This is a genomic window from Polaromonas sp. P1_E3, assembly GCF_056405935.1.
Genome location: NZ_JBFUBD010000018.1, coordinates 20,757 through 35,334, shown reverse-complemented (window position 1 = coordinate 35,334; position 14,578 = coordinate 20,757). Strand labels below are relative to the sequence as shown.

The 14,578-nt window shown below is 63.4% G+C and carries 18 protein-coding genes; 14 read left to right on the top strand and 4 right to left on the bottom strand.

Annotated elements, in window-relative coordinates; all coding sequences use genetic code 11:
* The 3 genes from AC1D0Z_RS05490 to AC1D0Z_RS05480 form a co-directional block, all read right to left on the bottom strand.
* On the bottom strand, positions 1-290 hold a 290-nt coding region (locus tag AC1D0Z_RS05490), incomplete at its 3' end, for an amino acid permease (RefSeq protein ID WP_477657231.1).
* 81 nt (positions 291-371) lie between these two features.
* Positions 372-794 carry a universal stress protein gene (locus tag AC1D0Z_RS05485; RefSeq protein ID WP_477657230.1) on the bottom strand — a complete coding sequence of 141 codons (423 nt, stop codon included), beginning with the start codon at positions 792-794 and terminating at the stop codon, positions 372-374.
* Positions 795-828: 34 nt separating this feature from the next.
* Positions 829-1,272 carry a universal stress protein gene (locus AC1D0Z_RS05480; RefSeq protein WP_477657229.1) on the bottom strand — a complete coding sequence of 148 codons (444 nt, stop codon included), beginning with the start codon at positions 1,270-1,272 and terminating at the stop codon, positions 829-831.
* A 104-nt stretch (positions 1,273-1,376) separates the two neighbouring features.
* Here AC1D0Z_RS05480 and AC1D0Z_RS05475 point away from each other — a divergent pair, with 104 nt between their 5' ends.
* The 14 genes from AC1D0Z_RS05475 to AC1D0Z_RS05410 all read left to right on the top strand — a co-directional run bounded on the left by AC1D0Z_RS05475 (position 1,377) and on the right by AC1D0Z_RS05410 (position 13,325).
* The gene (locus AC1D0Z_RS05475; RefSeq protein ID WP_477657228.1) at positions 1,377-3,680 is read left to right on the top strand and encodes a heavy metal translocating P-type ATPase; all 2,304 of its coding nucleotides are present in this window, start codon (positions 1,377-1,379) and stop codon (positions 3,678-3,680) included.
* Positions 3,681-3,818: a cbb3-type cytochrome oxidase assembly protein CcoS gene (ccoS, locus tag AC1D0Z_RS05470; protein ID WP_431095040.1), complete on the top strand. Its 138-nt coding sequence runs from the start codon at positions 3,681-3,683 to the stop codon at positions 3,816-3,818.
* 65 nt (positions 3,819-3,883) lie between these two features.
* A complete protein-coding gene (gene ccoN, locus AC1D0Z_RS05465) occupies positions 3,884-5,317 on the top strand; it encodes a cytochrome-c oxidase, cbb3-type subunit I (RefSeq protein ID WP_477657227.1) in 1,434 nt (477 codons plus the stop codon).
* A gap of 21 nt (positions 5,318-5,338) precedes the next feature.
* Positions 5,339-5,968 carry a cytochrome-c oxidase, cbb3-type subunit II gene (gene ccoO, locus AC1D0Z_RS05460; RefSeq protein WP_477657226.1) on the top strand — a complete coding sequence of 210 codons (630 nt, stop codon included), beginning with the start codon at positions 5,339-5,341 and terminating at the stop codon, positions 5,966-5,968.
* A gap of 11 nt (positions 5,969-5,979) precedes the next feature.
* Positions 5,980-6,117 carry a cbb3-type cytochrome oxidase subunit 3 gene (locus AC1D0Z_RS05455; protein WP_477657225.1) on the top strand — a complete coding sequence of 46 codons (138 nt, stop codon included), beginning with the start codon at positions 5,980-5,982 and terminating at the stop codon, positions 6,115-6,117.
* 66 nt (positions 6,118-6,183) lie between these two features.
* Positions 6,184-7,101, top strand: a complete 918-nt coding sequence (gene ccoP, locus AC1D0Z_RS05450) for a cytochrome-c oxidase, cbb3-type subunit III (RefSeq protein WP_477657224.1) — start codon at positions 6,184-6,186, stop codon at positions 7,099-7,101.
* Between the two features lie 22 nt (positions 7,102-7,123).
* Positions 7,124-8,536 carry a cytochrome c oxidase accessory protein CcoG gene (gene ccoG / locus AC1D0Z_RS05445; RefSeq protein WP_477657223.1) on the top strand — a complete coding sequence of 471 codons (1,413 nt, stop codon included), beginning with the start codon at positions 7,124-7,126 and terminating at the stop codon, positions 8,534-8,536.
* 10 nt (positions 8,537-8,546) lie between these two features.
* On the top strand, positions 8,547-8,789 hold the full coding sequence (locus tag AC1D0Z_RS05440; RefSeq protein WP_477657222.1) for a nitrogen fixation protein FixH: 243 nt from the start codon (positions 8,547-8,549) through the stop codon (positions 8,787-8,789).
* 27 nt (positions 8,790-8,816) lie between these two features.
* Complete coding sequence (locus AC1D0Z_RS05435; RefSeq protein WP_477657221.1) at positions 8,817-9,068, top strand: hypothetical protein; 252 nt, start codon at positions 8,817-8,819, stop codon at positions 9,066-9,068.
* Between the two features lie 27 nt (positions 9,069-9,095).
* Complete coding sequence (locus tag AC1D0Z_RS05430) at positions 9,096-10,364, top strand: PAS domain-containing sensor histidine kinase (RefSeq protein WP_477657220.1); 1,269 nt, start codon at positions 9,096-9,098, stop codon at positions 10,362-10,364.
* Positions 10,361-11,005, top strand: coding sequence for a response regulator (locus AC1D0Z_RS05425; protein ID WP_477657219.1), 645 nt, complete (start codon positions 10,361-10,363; stop codon positions 11,003-11,005). The genes AC1D0Z_RS05430 and AC1D0Z_RS05425 overlap by 4 nt, the downstream gene beginning before the upstream one ends.
* A gap of 108 nt (positions 11,006-11,113) precedes the next feature.
* Positions 11,114-11,959 carry a universal stress protein gene (locus AC1D0Z_RS05420; RefSeq protein ID WP_477657218.1) on the top strand — a complete coding sequence of 282 codons (846 nt, stop codon included), beginning with the start codon at positions 11,114-11,116 and terminating at the stop codon, positions 11,957-11,959.
* Positions 11,960-12,105: 146 nt separating this feature from the next.
* Positions 12,106-12,549, top strand: a complete 444-nt coding sequence (locus AC1D0Z_RS05415) for a response regulator (protein WP_477657217.1) — start codon at positions 12,106-12,108, stop codon at positions 12,547-12,549.
* Positions 12,540-13,325, top strand: coding sequence for a helix-turn-helix domain-containing protein (locus tag AC1D0Z_RS05410; RefSeq protein ID WP_477657216.1), 786 nt, complete (start codon positions 12,540-12,542; stop codon positions 13,323-13,325). The genes AC1D0Z_RS05415 and AC1D0Z_RS05410 overlap by 10 nt, the downstream gene beginning before the upstream one ends.
* Positions 13,326-13,333: 8 nt before the next feature.
* Here AC1D0Z_RS05410 and AC1D0Z_RS05405 read toward each other — a convergent pair whose 3' ends face one another.
* Entirely contained in the window at positions 13,334-14,428 is a 1,095-nt protein-coding gene (locus AC1D0Z_RS05405) for a fatty acid desaturase (RefSeq protein ID WP_477657215.1), read from the bottom strand.
* Positions 14,429-14,578 lie beyond the last annotated feature (150 nt).

Sequence of the window (14,578 nt, the reverse complement as noted above, 5' to 3'; positions counted from 1 at the left end):
CTGATCCAGTAACCCCAGGCCGAGTTGAAGCCGACATACTCGCCCGAGAGCGCGTGGGCATAGGCGTAGACGCCGTTGTCCAGCTCGGGTTTGCGCAGGGCCAGCATCTGGTAGACCCGCGCCAGCACCAGCATGCCCACGCCCGTGACCAGCCAGCCGATCAGGATGGCCCCCGCGCCCGCGCCGGCCGCCATGTTTTGGGGGAGGCCGAAGATGCCGCTGCCGATGATGGAACCCGTCACCAGCGCGATCAACAGCCCTAGGTTCAGAGTGCCTTGGGATTGCCGCATAGTGGGAATGGCCCGCTGTATCGACGAAGGAGAGGGGGTTGTTGACGGTGTGTTCATGGAAGGCTTTCAGGAGATGGCTGGCTACTGGACCAGCAGCACCGGCACATCGACGTCCGCCACCACGCGCTGGGCGACGCTGCCGAGCAGGGCGCGGCCGAACAGGCCGTGGCCGTGGGTACCGAGGACCAGCATGTGCACTTTTTCCCGCTTTGCCGCCTGGACGATTTGTGTGGCCGGTGTGCCGGCGACCCATAAGACCCGGTACTTGACGCCATGGCGCTTGAGGAAGCGTTCAATCGGCTGCAGCACCTTTTCGGCCTCTTCCTGGTGCCAGGCGCGCACGGTGGCGGCCCCGACCATGGTCTTGACGCGCGGGGTAACGGCCGGCTGTACGTTGAGCACGACGAGTTCCGCGTCGGGACCCATCAGGGTTTCGTGGGTGGCCAGGAAGGCGAGGGCCTTCTTGGTGAATTTGCTGCCGTCAACGGCCAGAAGGACTCTCATGGGATTCTCCGAAAGTGGATCGTTCAACTCAAACTCAGCGCAGGACCAGCACGGGAATCGTGCTGTGTGTGAGCACCTGCTGGGTTTCGCTTCCGAGCAGGATGCGCGAGAGGCCCTTGCGGCCGTGCGATGCCATGACGATGAGGTCGCACTTGTTCTTTTTGGCCGCACTCAGGATGGCGGTGGCGACGAGGTCTGACTTGGCGATCACGGCTTTGGCCGGGACACCCGCAGCTTCTGCGGACTTTTGCGCCGCGTCGGCGATAGCCTGACCCTTGCCGGTCCATTCCTTTTCAATGCGCCCGACTTCCTGCGGCGAGATGGAGGCGCCGCCCTCGAAGTAGCTCATCGGATAACGCGGAACAACATTGACCACCACAAGCCCGGCTTCCAGGGATGCTGCAAGGGCGATGGCCTCCTTGACCGCCTTTTTGGAAAGCGTGGAGCCGTCGGTGGCAACAAGAATGCGTTTGTACATGCTGGGTTCTCCTGTGTTGATGTGCCGCAGTCTAGGAGCGTCGCACCGGCCCGGGCTTGATCCATGTCAAAGGGCCGGCACTCGGCGCTGGCTAAGCTTTCGCCATGCAAGCCGCTCCTTCCCTGCCGCTGTTTCCCGCCGGCCCCATGCAGCCCGTCGCCGGTACTGTTTCGGAATGGGCAGTGCTCGACGAGCCGGCCGAATGGGAGGGCTTCAGCCGGCCGGTCACGGGGCGGGAGGGATGGTGGGAGTCGTACCTGGCGCTGGAGGGCATGCACTGCGCGGCCTGCGCGATCACCGTGGAAGAGGTTTTGCGCAAGCTGCCCGGCGTGGACGCGGTCCAGGTCAATGGCGTGACGGCCACGGTGCGGCTTCAATGGCATCCGCTTGCAACGCAGCCTTCTCTCTGGATTGCTGCATTGCGCCAGGCCGGCTACGGTGCCTTGCCTGCCGGCGACCTGCTGCTGGCCGGCCGCAGGATGCAGGCCCAGCGCGTGATGCTGTGGCGCTGGCTGGTGGCGGGTTTTTGCATGATGCAGGTCATGATGTATGCGGCGCCAGCCTACCTGGCGCCGGCTGGCGAGATCACACCCGACATCCAGGCGCTGCTGGGCTGGGCCTCCTGGGTGCTGACCCTGCCGGTGCTGCTGTTTTCCTGCTGGCCCTTTTTCGCGGCGGCACTGCGCGACCTGCGCCGCTTGCGCATCGGAATGGACGTCCCCGTGGCCCTTGGTGTGCTGATTGCCTTTGGCGCCAGTACCGCTGCGACCTTCGATCCCTCGGGCCCCTGGGGCGCCAACGCGTCCTATGACTCCGTGCCCATGTTTGTTTTTTTCCTGCTGTCGGGCCGCCTGCTGGAGCAACGCCTGCGCGACCGGACCGCCGGGGCGCTGGATGCGTTGATGCGGCGCCTTCCGGACAGCGTGGAGCGGCGGGAAGCTGACGGCAGTTTCCGTGCGGTGGCCGTGCGCCGCCTTGTCGTTGGTGACGTGATTCGGGTGCTGCCTGGTCAGGCTTTCCCCGCTGATGGGGCTGTTGAGGGCGGTGAGAGCCGGGTCGACCAGTCGCTGCTCACCGGCGAATCCAAACCCCTGCTGCGGCGGGTGGGCGACGGTGTCATTGCAGGCAGCCACAACCTCACGGGTGTGCTGCAGGTGCGCGTGCTGCGCATAGGGCCGCAAACCCGGTACGCCGAAATCGTGGCCTTGATGGAGCAAGCCTCAGTCGAAAAGCCTGGCCTGGTGCAACTGGTGGACCGCATCGCCAGTCCTTTCCTGGTGGCCGTGCTGCTGGCGAGCGCCGCCGCCGCCGTGTGGTGGTGGCCATTCGGGCAGTCGCATGCTATGGCCATTGCTGTTTCGGTGCTGATCGTGACCTGCCCCTGCGCCTTGTCGCTGGCAACACCGGCGGCCATGCTGGCCAGCGCGGGCGCACTGGCGCGGCGCGGCGTGCTGGTGCGCAAGCTGCAGGCGCTGGAAAGCTGCGCCGCCATCGACACCGTGATCTTCGACAAGACCGGCACGCTGACGGAAGACCGCATGCAAGTCGTGATGGCTCATACGCCGGCCGGTGTGAACCGCGGCGAGGTGTGTGACTGGGCGGGGGCGCTGGCCAGGCACTCGCTGCATCCGGTCTCGCGCGCCATCTCCGCCCGGTTTCCAGCGGCGGACTGGGTGGCCAGTGAAGTGGAGGAGGTTACCGGGCGCGGGCTGCGCGGCAAGGTCACCCGGCTGGACGGCAGCGAGCCGCATGAACTCTCCCTGGGGTCGGCCTTTTTTTGCGGTGTGCCCGTGCCGGGCCGCGATGTGCCGGTGTTGCAGGCCCATCTATCCGATGGCTGGCACTACCTCGCGGGGTTCGAGCTTGACGAAGCGATGCGGCCCGACGCGGCCCAGGCCGTGGACGACCTGCTCAAGCTCGGTGTCCGCGTGCAGCTGCTTTCGGGTGATACGGGCCGGGCTGTCGCCCACCTTGCGCGCCGGGCCGGCATCGAGTGGTGCTTTGGCGAATGTACGCCTGAGGCCAAACTGGAACATGTGCGCCGCCTTCAGCGCGAAGGCCATCGCGTCATGATGGTGGGTGACGGCATGAACGACGGGCCGGTGCTGGCCGTGGCGGATGTGTCCCTGGCCATGGGCCAGGCCGTGCCGGTGGCTCAGGCCAGGGCAGATTTCATCATGACCGGCAGCCGCCTGCTCACGGTGCCAGCCCTTGTCGCGCAGGCACGGCGCACCCGGGCGGTCGTCCGCCAGAACCTCCTGTGGGCAGCGGTTTACAACGCGGCCTGCGTTCCGCTGGCGATTTTGGGCTATATGCCGACCTGGCTGGCCGGCTTCGGCATGGCGGCCAGCTCGCTGCTGGTGGTGGCCAACTCCGCCAGGCTGGCGCGCACCCCGCCGGAGAACTAGATGGACATCCTGTTTCTTTTGATCCCCCTCTCGGTCGTGCTGGCCTTGCTGATCATCGGCGCGTTGGGCTGGGCGGTATGGCGAGGTCAGTTCGAGGCGCTTGAGCAGGAAGCCGAGCGCATTCTTCACACTGATTGACTTGCATCAAATGGCGTGACCCCCGCCGCATCGACACTTTGAAGCATCAAGACAAAAGGTGCTTCATGAACGAAGAAACGACACGAGGGATCGCCTATCACGACAAGGTGGTTCGCCAGTTTTCACTGGCAGCTGTGCTCTGGGGCGTGGTCGGCATGGCAGTGGGCCTTTTCATTGCCGCGCAGCTGGCATGGCCTGAACTGAACTTCGGCATCCCCTGGCTCAGCTATGGCCGGCTCAGGCCGTTGCATACCAACGCGGTGATCTTCGCCTTCGGCGGCTGCGCGCTGATCGGCAGCAGCTACTACGTGGTCCAGCGCACCAGCAGCGTGCCACTGTTTGCGCCGCAGCTGGCCGCCTTTACCTTCTGGGGCTGGCAGCTCGTCATCGTGGCTGCGGCAATCAGCCTGCCGCTGGGTTACACCACCGGCAAGGAATACGCTGAACTCGAATGGCCCATCGACATCCTGATCACCCTGGTCTGGGTGTCCTATGCCATCGTCTTTTTCGGCACGCTGGGAACCCGCAAGGTCCGGCATATCTACGTGGCCAACTGGTTTTACGGCGCCTTCATCCTGGCGGTGGCGGTGCTGCACGTGGTCAACAGCGCCGAAATCCCGGCCGGCTGGATGAAGTCCTATTCCGCCTATGCGGGTGTGCAGGACGCGATGGTGCAGTGGTGGTACGGCCACAACGCTGTCGGTTTTTTCCTGACCGCTGGCTTCCTCGGGATGATGTATTACTTCATCCCCAAGCAGGCAGAGCGGCCGGTTTACAGCTACCGCCTGTCCATCGTCCACTTCTGGGCGCTGATCTTCACTTATATGTGGGCGGGTCCGCACCACCTGCACTACACGGCCTTGCCCGACTGGACGCAATCCGTGGGCATGGTGTTCTCGCTGATCCTGCTGGCGCCCAGCTGGGGCGGGATGATCAACGGCGTGATGACCCTGTCGGGCGCGTGGCACAAACTGCGCGAGGACCCCATCCTGCGTTTCCTGATCGTGTCGCTGTCGTTCTATGGCATGAGCACCTTTGAAGGCCCGCTGATGTCCATCAAGACCGTCAATGCGCTTTCGCACTACACAGACTGGACCGTGGGCCACGTGCATTCGGGTGCGCTGGGCTGGGTGGGCCTGATATCGATGGGCACCCTGTACTACATGATTCCCCGCCTGTTCGGGCAAAAGCAGATGTATTCAGTACGCGCCATTGAGGTGCACTTCTGGACGGCTACTGTGGGCATCGTGCTCTACATAGCGGCCATGTGGATTGCCGGTGTGATGCAGGGCCTGATGTGGCGCGCCATCAACGCCGACGGAACCCTGACCTACACCTTCGTCGAGTCGGTGAAGGCCACCTATCCCTTCTACGTGGTGCGCTTCTTTGGCGGGCTTTTGTACCTGGGCGGCATGGTGCTGATGGCCTGGAACGTCTGCATGACGGTGGCCAGTGGCCGCCCCGTCCGGGTGCCGGTGCCGGCACTGGCTCACGCATAACAAGAGAAGAAAGCACATCCCATGAAAGACGAAACCTCTTCTGCGGCCGGCTTCTCGCACGAGAAGATCGAAACCAACAACTTCCTGATGATCATCCTGATCCTGCTGGTGATCGCCGTCGGCGGCCTGGTGGAAATCGTGCCGCTGTTCTTCCAGAAGTCGACCACCGCGCCGCTGGCAGGCGTGAAGCCTTATGGTGCGCTGCAACTGGCCGGCCGCGACATCTACCTGCGCGAGGGTTGCTACAACTGCCATTCGCAAATGATCCGGCCGTTTCGTGCGGAGACGCTGCGCTACGGGCACTACTCGGTGGCCGGCGAATTCGTCTATGACCACCCCTTCCAGTGGGGCAGCAAACGAACGGGCCCCGACCTGCACCGTGTGGGCGGCAAGTACACCGACGAATGGCACCGTATCCACCTGAACAATCCGCGCGACCTTGTCCCTGAGTCCAACATGCCGGCCTATAGCTGGCTGGAGAAGAAGCCCGTCGACCCCGCCGACATGGCGCCCCGCATGACAGCACTGCGCAGGGTGGGGGTGCCATACACCGACGCCGAAATCGCCGAGGCCGCCGGTGTGGTGAAGGGCAAGACGGAAATGGATGCCCTGGTGGCCTATCTGCAAGTTATGGGCAAGGCCCTGAAGTAAAGGAGAGCGCCATGGACGTCAACACGCTGCGCATCATCGCAACCCTGCTGTGTTTTGCCACCTTCGCCGGCCTGCTGGTGTGGGCTTATTCCAGCCGTAACCGCACGCGGTTTGAAGAGGACGCAAAGATCCCCTTCCTGCAGGACTAGGGGCCGCGCCATGCAAGACCTCTTCACCGGTTTTTTATTCACCGCACAACACATCGGGTGTGAGCCATGAGCGATTTCACAGACAACTTCTGGTCCTGGTATGTGGCCGCGCTGACCCTGATCGGCATCGTCGGTGCCCTGGTCCTGCTCTGGGMCACGGCCCGAAAAAAAGTGGTTCCCAGCAGCGACAACACAACGGGCCATGTTTGGGACGGCGATCTGCGCGAGTCCAACAACCCCATGCCGCGCTGGTGGATGTGGCTGTTCGTGATCAGCGTGATCTATTCTTTGCTCTACCTGGTCGCTTACCCGGGCCTGGGTGCTTACCCGGGTGAAATGGGCTGGAGCACGCGTGGTGAATACACCGCTGCGATGGACAGCGCAGACAAGGAGCTTGCGCCGCTGTACGCCAAGTTCACGGCCAAAAGCGCGGAGCAACTCGCGGGCGACGTCAATGCGATGGCGGTGGGTGAGCGTCTCTTCATGAATAACTGCGCCCAATGCCACGGCTCGGACGCACGCGGCAGCAAGGGCTTTCCCAACCTCGCGGACAGCGACTGGCTGCACGGCGGTTCAACCGAAAAAATCAGTGAGACCTTGACCCAGGGCCGCAAGGGCCAGATGCCGCCCATGGCGGCCGCTGTAGGTACAGCCGATGATGTCAAGAACGTGGCGAATTACGTGCTGAGCCTTTCCGGTGGCCCTCACGATTCAGTGCGTGCGCAGCTCGGAAAATCCAAATTCACCGCCTGCGCGGCCTGCCACGGCATGGACGGCAAAGGCAATACCGCGATAGGCGCACCCAACCTGGCCGACGACATCTGGCTGCACGGCTGGGGAGAGCAGGCCATCGTCGACATCGTCAACAAAGGCAAGACCAACGAGATGCCCGCGCAAGCCGGCAAACTCACCGAAGCGCAGATCCATGTGCTGACCGCCTACATCTGGGGGTTCTCCAACAAGCCCGCCGCGGCAAAACTTTGAGGCGACAGTGACCCAGCCGGCCTTGCGCAAAATCATTCCCATCGTGCCGGCGGCAGAGCCGGCAGGGGAGTCGCTGTACGAGGCGCAAAAGAAAATCTACCCGCGTTCCGTCAGCGGGCTGTTTGCGCGCTGGCGCTGGGCCTTTGTGATTCTGACCCAGCTGTTTTTTTACGGCTTGCCGTGGCTGCAGTGGGGGCAGCGCCAGGCAGTGCTTTTCGACCTGGAAGCGCGTCGCTTTTATCTCTTCGGTTATGTGCTGTACCCGCAGGACTTTATCTACCTGACCGGCTTGCTGGTGGCCAGCGCCTTGTCGCTGTTCCTGTTCACGGCAGTGGCAGGCCGTTTGTGGTGCGGCTTCGCCTGCCCGCAGACGGTGTACACCGAAATCTTCCTCTGGATAGAACGCAAGGTGGAGGGCGACCGCACCGCCAGGTTGCGGCTGGACGGCGCCCCGTTCTCGCTGGAAAAACTGGTCAAGAAATGGTTCAAGCACATCCTCTGGATAGGTGTGGCGATGTGGACCGGCTTTACCTTTGTCGCCTATTTCGTGCCTGCCCGCGATTTGATCCTTCAGTTCCTGCAGACCAAAATGGGCGGCTGGGAAATCTTCTGGGTCCTGTTTTACGGCTTTGCCACCTACGGAAACGCCGGCTTCCTGCGCGAGCAGGTGTGCAAATACATGTGTCCCTATGCGCGTTTCCAGAGCGCGATGTTCGACAAGGACACGCTGATCGTGAGCTACGACCCTGCGCGGGGTGAGCCACGCGGCGCCCGGTCGCGCCATGCCGACGCCGCGGCGCTGTCGCTGGGCGCCTGCGTCGATTGCACTCTGTGCGTACAGGTCTGCCCGACGGGCATAGACATCCGTGAGGGCCTGCAATACGAGTGCATAGGCTGCGCTGCCTGTGTAGACGTGTGCGACGGCGTGATGGACAAGATGGGCTATTCGCGCGGCCTCATCCGCTTCACCACCCAAAACGCGCTGGCCGGTAAGTGGAACGCTTCACACATGCTGCGCCAGGTGCTGCGGCCGCGCGTACTGGTGTACACCACGCTGCTGGGCGTGCTGTGCCTGGCTCTGCTGTGGAGTCTGATGGCGCGCATGCCATTGAAGGTGGACGTGGTGCGGGATCGCGCCGCGCTGTCACGCATCGCGGCCGGTGGCCGGCTGGAAAATGTGTACCGCCTTCAAATCATGAATGCCACCGAGCAGTCGCAACGCTACACGATTGGAGCCGCCGGACTGGAAGGCCTGGTGGTCGCTTCCGAAGCCGAGGTCAAGGTTGGCCCGACCGAGTCGCGCTGGGTTGCGGTGCGGCTGCAGATTCCCTACGGTTCGGTGCCGGCGGGTTCACACGCCATCGTGTTCCGTGTCGGCGATGAAAGCGGGCGCGCTCACGTCGAAGAAAAATCCGTGTTCCTGGTTCCACGATGAAAGGGCTTTCATGATCACCATTCCCACCCAACCCGCCCCCTGGTGGAAGCACGGCCATGTCTGGCTCGTTATTTCGGGTCCCGCGCTGGTGGTTGTAGCCGGTGTGGTGACGGTTTTTCTGGCCGTCAAATTTCCGGATGCCGTGATCGGCACGCAGGCAACTGTGCGACAGCCTGCTCGTGAAAGAGCGCTGGCGCCTGCCCTGGAAGGGCGCAACCATGCGGCTACGCCTGACAAAACACCTCGTCCGTGAAAGCCCGCAACGCAAAGAGGAGGCACCATGATTTCCGCCAACAAGATACTGGGCATCGCCTGGCCGGCTTTTCTGTCGGCCTGCCTGCTGGAACTCCTGCTTTTCGGTCTGTTCGATCCTGAAGAAATGCTGCGCTATGGGCAACCCTCGGGTCTGTCCCGTCTGGCGTTGCAGACCGCCGCTTTTTTTATGTTCTGGCTTGTGTGCGCGATCTCCAGTGCCTTGACGGTGCTGCTCATCGGGCCGGCACCGGTTTCCGCAGAAAGGCCCGGGCAGTAAGATCGGGTTTCACTCCCGAAGCTGCCCATGTCCTTGTTCCCCCATGTCGGTGACGCGGTGCCGAAGCGCCGGCGTTCCATGGCCATCGTCCTGGCCGTGATGGCCACGCTGTCATTGCTGGCATTGCTGACACCTGCCGCGCATGCACCAGGCGGACCGCCGCTAGCCTTGGCCTTGGCCGCTGCAACCTGCGGCATCGCCTGGCTGCTGGCGGTGCGCGACGCGGCACGAGACCGTATCGGCAAGCAAGCGCTGGAGGGCGCGGACGCGAGGCTGGCCGGCCTGCTGGATTCGGCCATGGACGCCATCATTACCGTGGACAGCGAACAGCATGTGATTCTCTACAACAAGGCTGCCGAGAAGATATTCGGCTGGCCTACGCACGAGATGCTGGGCCAGCCGCTCACGCGTTTGATCCCGCAGCGGCACCAGGGCGCGCACGGCGAGCAGGTCAGGCGCTTCGGCCTGACCGGCACAACCTCCCGGCGAATGGGAGACGGTACGGTGCTGTATGGGCGAAGATCCAGCGGCGAGGAGTTTCCGCTGGAAGCTTCCATCTCACAGCTCGACACCGCGCATGGCAAGCTTTACACCGTCATCCTGCGCGACGTGACCGAACGTGTGCGCGCCAACGAGGAACTGAGCGCCTTCGCCTCGGCCGCCCACGCCATCCGCGAAAGCGAGAAAACACGGATCGCACGCGAGCTGCATGACGAACTCGCCCAGTCGCTGACAGCCATCAAGATGGATGCCACCTGGATTCGGGAAGCCCTGCCTTCGGATGCGGGCGCCGTGCGGGCCAAGCTCGACGACGTGCTCGGCCTGCTGGACACCACAGTTGCCGCTACGCGCCGCATCGCCTCCGATTTGCGGCCCCTCCTGCTGGACGATCTCGGCCTGGTACCTGCGATCCAGTGGCTCACGCACAATTTCACCCAGCGCCATGGTGTGCCTTGCAAGCTGTCGCTCAACGAGGATGTTGAGCTGGGCGAACCCTACGCCACGGCGGTGTTTCGCATCGTGCAGGAGTCGCTCGTGAACGTGGCAAAGCACGCGGGTGCATCGCAGGTTGACGTTCGCATCGAAAGAACCGGCGTAGCCGTGGTGCTTGAGGTTGCCGATGACGGCACGGGCTTCGACCCGGATGCGCCGCGCAAGGCCGGCTCTCTGGGGCTCATGGGCCTGCGCGAACGGGCCCGCTTGCTGAAGGGAACGGTGGACATCGTCACCGCGCCCGGCCAGGGAACGTGCATGCGGGTCAGCATCCCGGTGCCCGAAACAGGAGACATTACGTGATCAGGATTGTGATTGCCGACGACCATTCCATCGTGCGCGAGGGACTCAAGCGCATCGTGTCGTCCATTGAGGGCATGGAAGTCATCGGTGAGGCCGGCAACGGCACAGAAGTCATGCAACGCGTGCGCGAGCTGGCCTTTGACGTGCTGGTGCTGGATCTTTCCATGCCGGGGCGCAGCGGCATGGAACTCATCAAGCTGGTTCGCAGCGAAAAGCCACAGCTGCGCATCCTGGTCCTGAGCATGCACCAGGAACTGCAATACGCGGTACGGGCCATCAAGAACGGCGCCAGCGGTTATCTCACCAAGGAGAGCGCACCGGACCAGCTGGAGCAGGCGATACGCAAGGTCGCCTCGGGCGGCGCCTTCATCAGCGCGGAGGTGGCCGAGCAGCTGGCGCTGGGTGCGATGCCCGGCAGCCAGGCGGTGCCGCATGAGAGTCTTTCCAACCGGGAGTTCGAAGTGCTGCAGATGCTGGTGGCGGGTGTCTCCCTGACGGACATCGGGACGAAGCTGAACCTGTCGGTCAAGACTGTCAGCACCCACAAGACCAACCTCATGCAGAAAATGGGCTTGCAAAACCAGAACGAACTGATCCGCTATGCCATCAAGCACGGACTGACGGAGCCGCTGGATCCCTGAAGCCCATCAGGCTGCCGTGGAAAGCGCCTTGTCTTGACAAGCGTCAACACGGCCGCGGTCGCGTCTTCCTACAGTCAGGGTATCCACACTCTGCACCGGAGACGTTCCATGGGCAATGAACTCAAACAACTGCTGGTCCATGCCGATGCCTCGCCGCAATTCGCGCAACGCCTTGAATTTTCCTGCCGGCTTGCCGCGCAGTATGGCGCCGGCGTCACGGCCCTGTATGCCTCACCTTCGGCCTCCGAGGCGATTCCCGTTGCCTTCGGCATGGGCCCTGGCCTTGCCGTAAGGCGGGAGAAGGTGCAGGACACCGAACTGGCGCGGGCGCGCTCGGTGTTCGAACAGATCCGGCCTGCGGGGCTGCCGGCCGCATGGGCTGAAGTCCATGACTTCCCGCTGGCATCGGCCTTTGCCGGGCAGGCGTTGTATGCCGACCTGCTGGTGCTGGGCCAGCACGGCCCGGGCGAGGGCTGGTCCACGCTGATGCCTGCGGATTTTCCGGAGACCGTGATTGCCCTGAGCGGCCGGCCGGCCCTGGTGCTGCCCTACACGTCGGCAAAGCCGGGTTTGCCGGGCCATGTGGTGATCGCCTGGAAGCCCACCCGCGGAGCCGCTCGCGCGGTGACGGCGGCCCTCCCCATCCTGCGCAACGCCAGCTCGGTACACGTCCTGAGTTGGGGCATTGACGCCGTGGCGGCCACGGGTGCAGGCCCGGATATCGTCTCTTACCTGAAGACCCACGGTGTCCAGGCCAGCTGGCAGCGGGAAAATGTGGAAGGCGCGGAACCCGCGAACCTGGGCGACCTGCTGCTGTCGCGGGCCTTCGACCTGCAAGCGGACTTGCTGGTCATGGGCTGCTATGGCCGTGCCCGCGCCTATGAATGGGTATTGGGCGGCGCATCCCGGACCGTGCTCAAAAGCATGACACTGCCTGTGTTGATGGCGCATTAGCGATGCGTTGACGGCGCACCACCGGCGAAACTCGGAAATTTCCTAACCTGCCTCGGAGCGCCGGCGCGGGTGAACCAGCCGTATCCGAGCCGGCCTTTCAGTAAAAGACGATGTCCCGGTTGCGCCGCCTGCGCGACAGTAGAGGCATGCAACACACCGTTTCACCCACCCGGGTTTTTCTGGCCGATGATTCGGCACTGAGCCGCAGCCGGGTGGCCGCGATGCTGCTCAACCAGGGCATGGAAATCGCGGGGCAGGCCGATACGCCAGAGCTGGCTGTTTCAGGCATCCTGGCCGTCCGGCCCGACGTGGTGGTGCTCGACGTGCAGTTCGAAAGGGGCACGGGCATGCAGGTGCTGCAGGCCATCCTCCAGGCGACGCCGGACGTCCCATTCATCGTCCTGAGCAACCACGCCGAGCCGGCCTATCGCGCGCGCTACCTGGCCGCCGGCGCCGTCCGCTTTCTTGACAAGCACGTCGAGTTCTATGACCTCGCCGGCCAGGTGAAAGCCGTCGCCAGGCATGCGCAAGCACAGCACGCCGATCAATCCGTTTCTTCCTCTCCATCCAAGGAACAGTCATGTCACTAGCCCATCCATCGGCCGGCGCCGCTTCGCAGCCGCAAAGTTTCAATGCGTCCCTGAGCGCCAAGGTGATTCCACCGCTGAAAACACAATGCTCGAACTGCAACCTGCGCGACCTCTGCCTGCCCTGCGGCATGAAGCCCGCCGACGTGGACGGCCTGGACGATCTCCACTTCAGCCGCACCAAGGTCAAGGCGGGGGAGACGCTCTACCATGAGGGCCAGTCTTTCCGCAACATATATGCGGTGCGCATTGGCACCTTCAAATCGAGCCTGACGCTGGCAGACGGCCGCGAGCAGGTCAGCGGCTTCCAGATGGCCGGCGAGCTGATGGGCCTGGACGGCATCGCCAATGGTGCGTATGCCAGCAACTCCACCGCACTGGAAGACACGGAGGTCTGCACCATTCCCTACGACCAGGTCAGCGGCCTGGCCGCCACGAGTGCCGACATGCAGCAGGCCGTCAGCCGGCTGATGAGCCGTGAAATCGTCAAGGAGCACAGCCTGATGATGCTGCTGGGCAGCATGAATGCCGAAGAGCGGCTGGCCGCCTTCCTGCTCAACCTGTCGCAGCGGCTCAAGTTGCGCGGCTACTCGGCCAGCGAGTTTCACCTGCGCATGTCGCGTGCCGAAATCGGCAGCTACCTGGGCATGAAACTGGAGACCGTGAGCCGCACCTTTTCCGCCTTCCAGCAGCAGGGCATCCTTGAAGTCGACAAGCGCCACATCCGCATCCTCGATCACGCGGCTCTCAAGCACGTTTTCGACACGCGCGTTCACTGACAAGCTGTTTACGGCTTAACGGGTTCGGCCATTCCTTGCGAGGTCGGGCGACCGGAAAAATCCGTCCACTGCCGCCGCTCGAAGTCATAGAGCTTGCAGCGCTGCGCGGTGTCGAAGTACCAGTGCCATGAAAAAGGCTGTACGACGATATGGCCGGGCAGCCTGGCCTCCAGCATGGCCTGGGCCTGTTTCAGGCGGTACAGCGGCACACCCATATCCACGTGGTGGGCGGTGTGCTCCATGATGTGGTGCAGCGCCGCGCCGAAAAATGAGTTGAAGGTCAGGTGCACGGTGGTGGAGACAAAAGGGTTGGCGTCGGACCAGCTTTTTTTGTTGTCGTACCAGGCGATGCTGGTGTGCGTGTGGTGCACGTAGACCACAAAGCCGATCAGGCCGTTCCACACCAGCAGCGGCAGGAAAAAGCCAACGGCCAAAAGCCAGAGCGCCGATTGGCCGGTAGACCATGCCGTGACCACCAAGCCCGCGACCCATGCCGCGGCAGCAGCAGTGACCAGCAAGCTGTCCGCGACAAAAATGCCGCGCCGTGTAGGCATCACGGCTTTGGACGGGAAATAAAGCCGCTTCCACCAGATTTCCACGAGGTAGTAGAGCCATGGCGCCCAGCCGCTGCGGTAGGCGCGCTCCAGCCATTGCTTCCAGGCGGGCAGGCGCTCATAGGTTTCAATCGTCGACGGCTGCCAGACGAAATCAAAGCCGCTGAGATTGGTGTAGCCGTGGTGCACGATGTTGTGCCCGACGTCCCACAGGCTGTAGGGTGTGAGCGAGGGCAGGAAAAGCACGCGGCCCAGCCAGCGGTTGAGTTTGCGGTGCGGCGTGAGGCTCTGGTGGCAGGCGTCGTGGCCGAGTATGAAAAGCCTGGCGATCATGAACCCCGCCACGAGGGCCATCAGCACCTGGAGAGCAGGGTGGCCCGCGAGCACAGCCCCGGCCATGCATACAGCGAACAGCGCAAGGTCCGTCAGGGCCAGTGCCAATGCGAGGCCGGTGTTTTTGGTCGAGATGGGAAGAAGCCAGGAACGCAGGACTTTTCGGTGCGGAAGGACGGTGGCCTGGTTGGCCTGGATTGCTTGTGACAGGGACATGAGATGAAGGGTTGGCAGCCAGGGCCGCCGACCCGGGGCAATGAGGAAGCCGCCAGCTTACGGCGTGGCCTTCGCGGGGATTTGACGCAGGTCAAGGACGGGGCAAACCGCGCTGCCGGCCGCAACTTGCGCTGCGTTGATCCACATCAA

Bases quoted from the DNA above. Each gene is read 5' to 3' on its own strand.
- AC1D0Z_RS05415 (WP_477657217.1), top strand. From the start codon at position 12,106: ATGCAACACACCGTTTCACCCACCCGGGTTTTTCTGGCCGATGATTCG.
- ccoO (WP_477657226.1), top strand. From the start codon at position 5,339: ATGAAAGACGAAACCTCTTCTGCGGCCGGCTTCTCGCACGAGAAGATC.
- AC1D0Z_RS05430 (WP_477657220.1), top strand. From the start codon at position 9,096: ATGTCCTTGTTCCCCCATGTCGGTGACGCGGTGCCGAAGCGCCGGCGT.
- ccoN (WP_477657227.1), top strand. From the start codon at position 3,884: ATGAACGAAGAAACGACACGAGGGATCGCCTATCACGACAAGGTGGTT.
- AC1D0Z_RS05480 (WP_477657229.1), bottom strand. From the start codon at position 1,272: ATGTACAAACGCATTCTTGTTGCCACCGACGGCTCCACGCTTTCCAAA.
- ccoS (WP_431095040.1), top strand. From the start codon at position 3,681: ATGGACATCCTGTTTCTTTTGATCCCCCTCTCGGTCGTGCTGGCCTTG.
- AC1D0Z_RS05435 (WP_477657221.1), top strand. From the start codon at position 8,817: ATGATTTCCGCCAACAAGATACTGGGCATCGCCTGGCCGGCTTTTCTG.
- AC1D0Z_RS05405 (WP_477657215.1), bottom strand. From the start codon at position 14,428: ATGTCCCTGTCACAAGCAATCCAGGCCAACCAGGCCACCGTCCTTCCG.
- AC1D0Z_RS05420 (WP_477657218.1), top strand. From the start codon at position 11,114: ATGGGCAATGAACTCAAACAACTGCTGGTCCATGCCGATGCCTCGCCG.
- AC1D0Z_RS05475 (WP_477657228.1), top strand. From the start codon at position 1,377: ATGCAAGCCGCTCCTTCCCTGCCGCTGTTTCCCGCCGGCCCCATGCAG.
- AC1D0Z_RS05455 (WP_477657225.1), top strand. From the start codon at position 5,980: ATGGACGTCAACACGCTGCGCATCATCGCAACCCTGCTGTGTTTTGCC.
- AC1D0Z_RS05485 (WP_477657230.1), bottom strand. From the start codon at position 794: ATGAGAGTCCTTCTGGCCGTTGACGGCAGCAAATTCACCAAGAAGGCC.
- AC1D0Z_RS05410 (WP_477657216.1), top strand. From the start codon at position 12,540: ATGTCACTAGCCCATCCATCGGCCGGCGCCGCTTCGCAGCCGCAAAGT.
- AC1D0Z_RS05440 (WP_477657222.1), top strand. From the start codon at position 8,547: ATGATCACCATTCCCACCCAACCCGCCCCCTGGTGGAAGCACGGCCAT.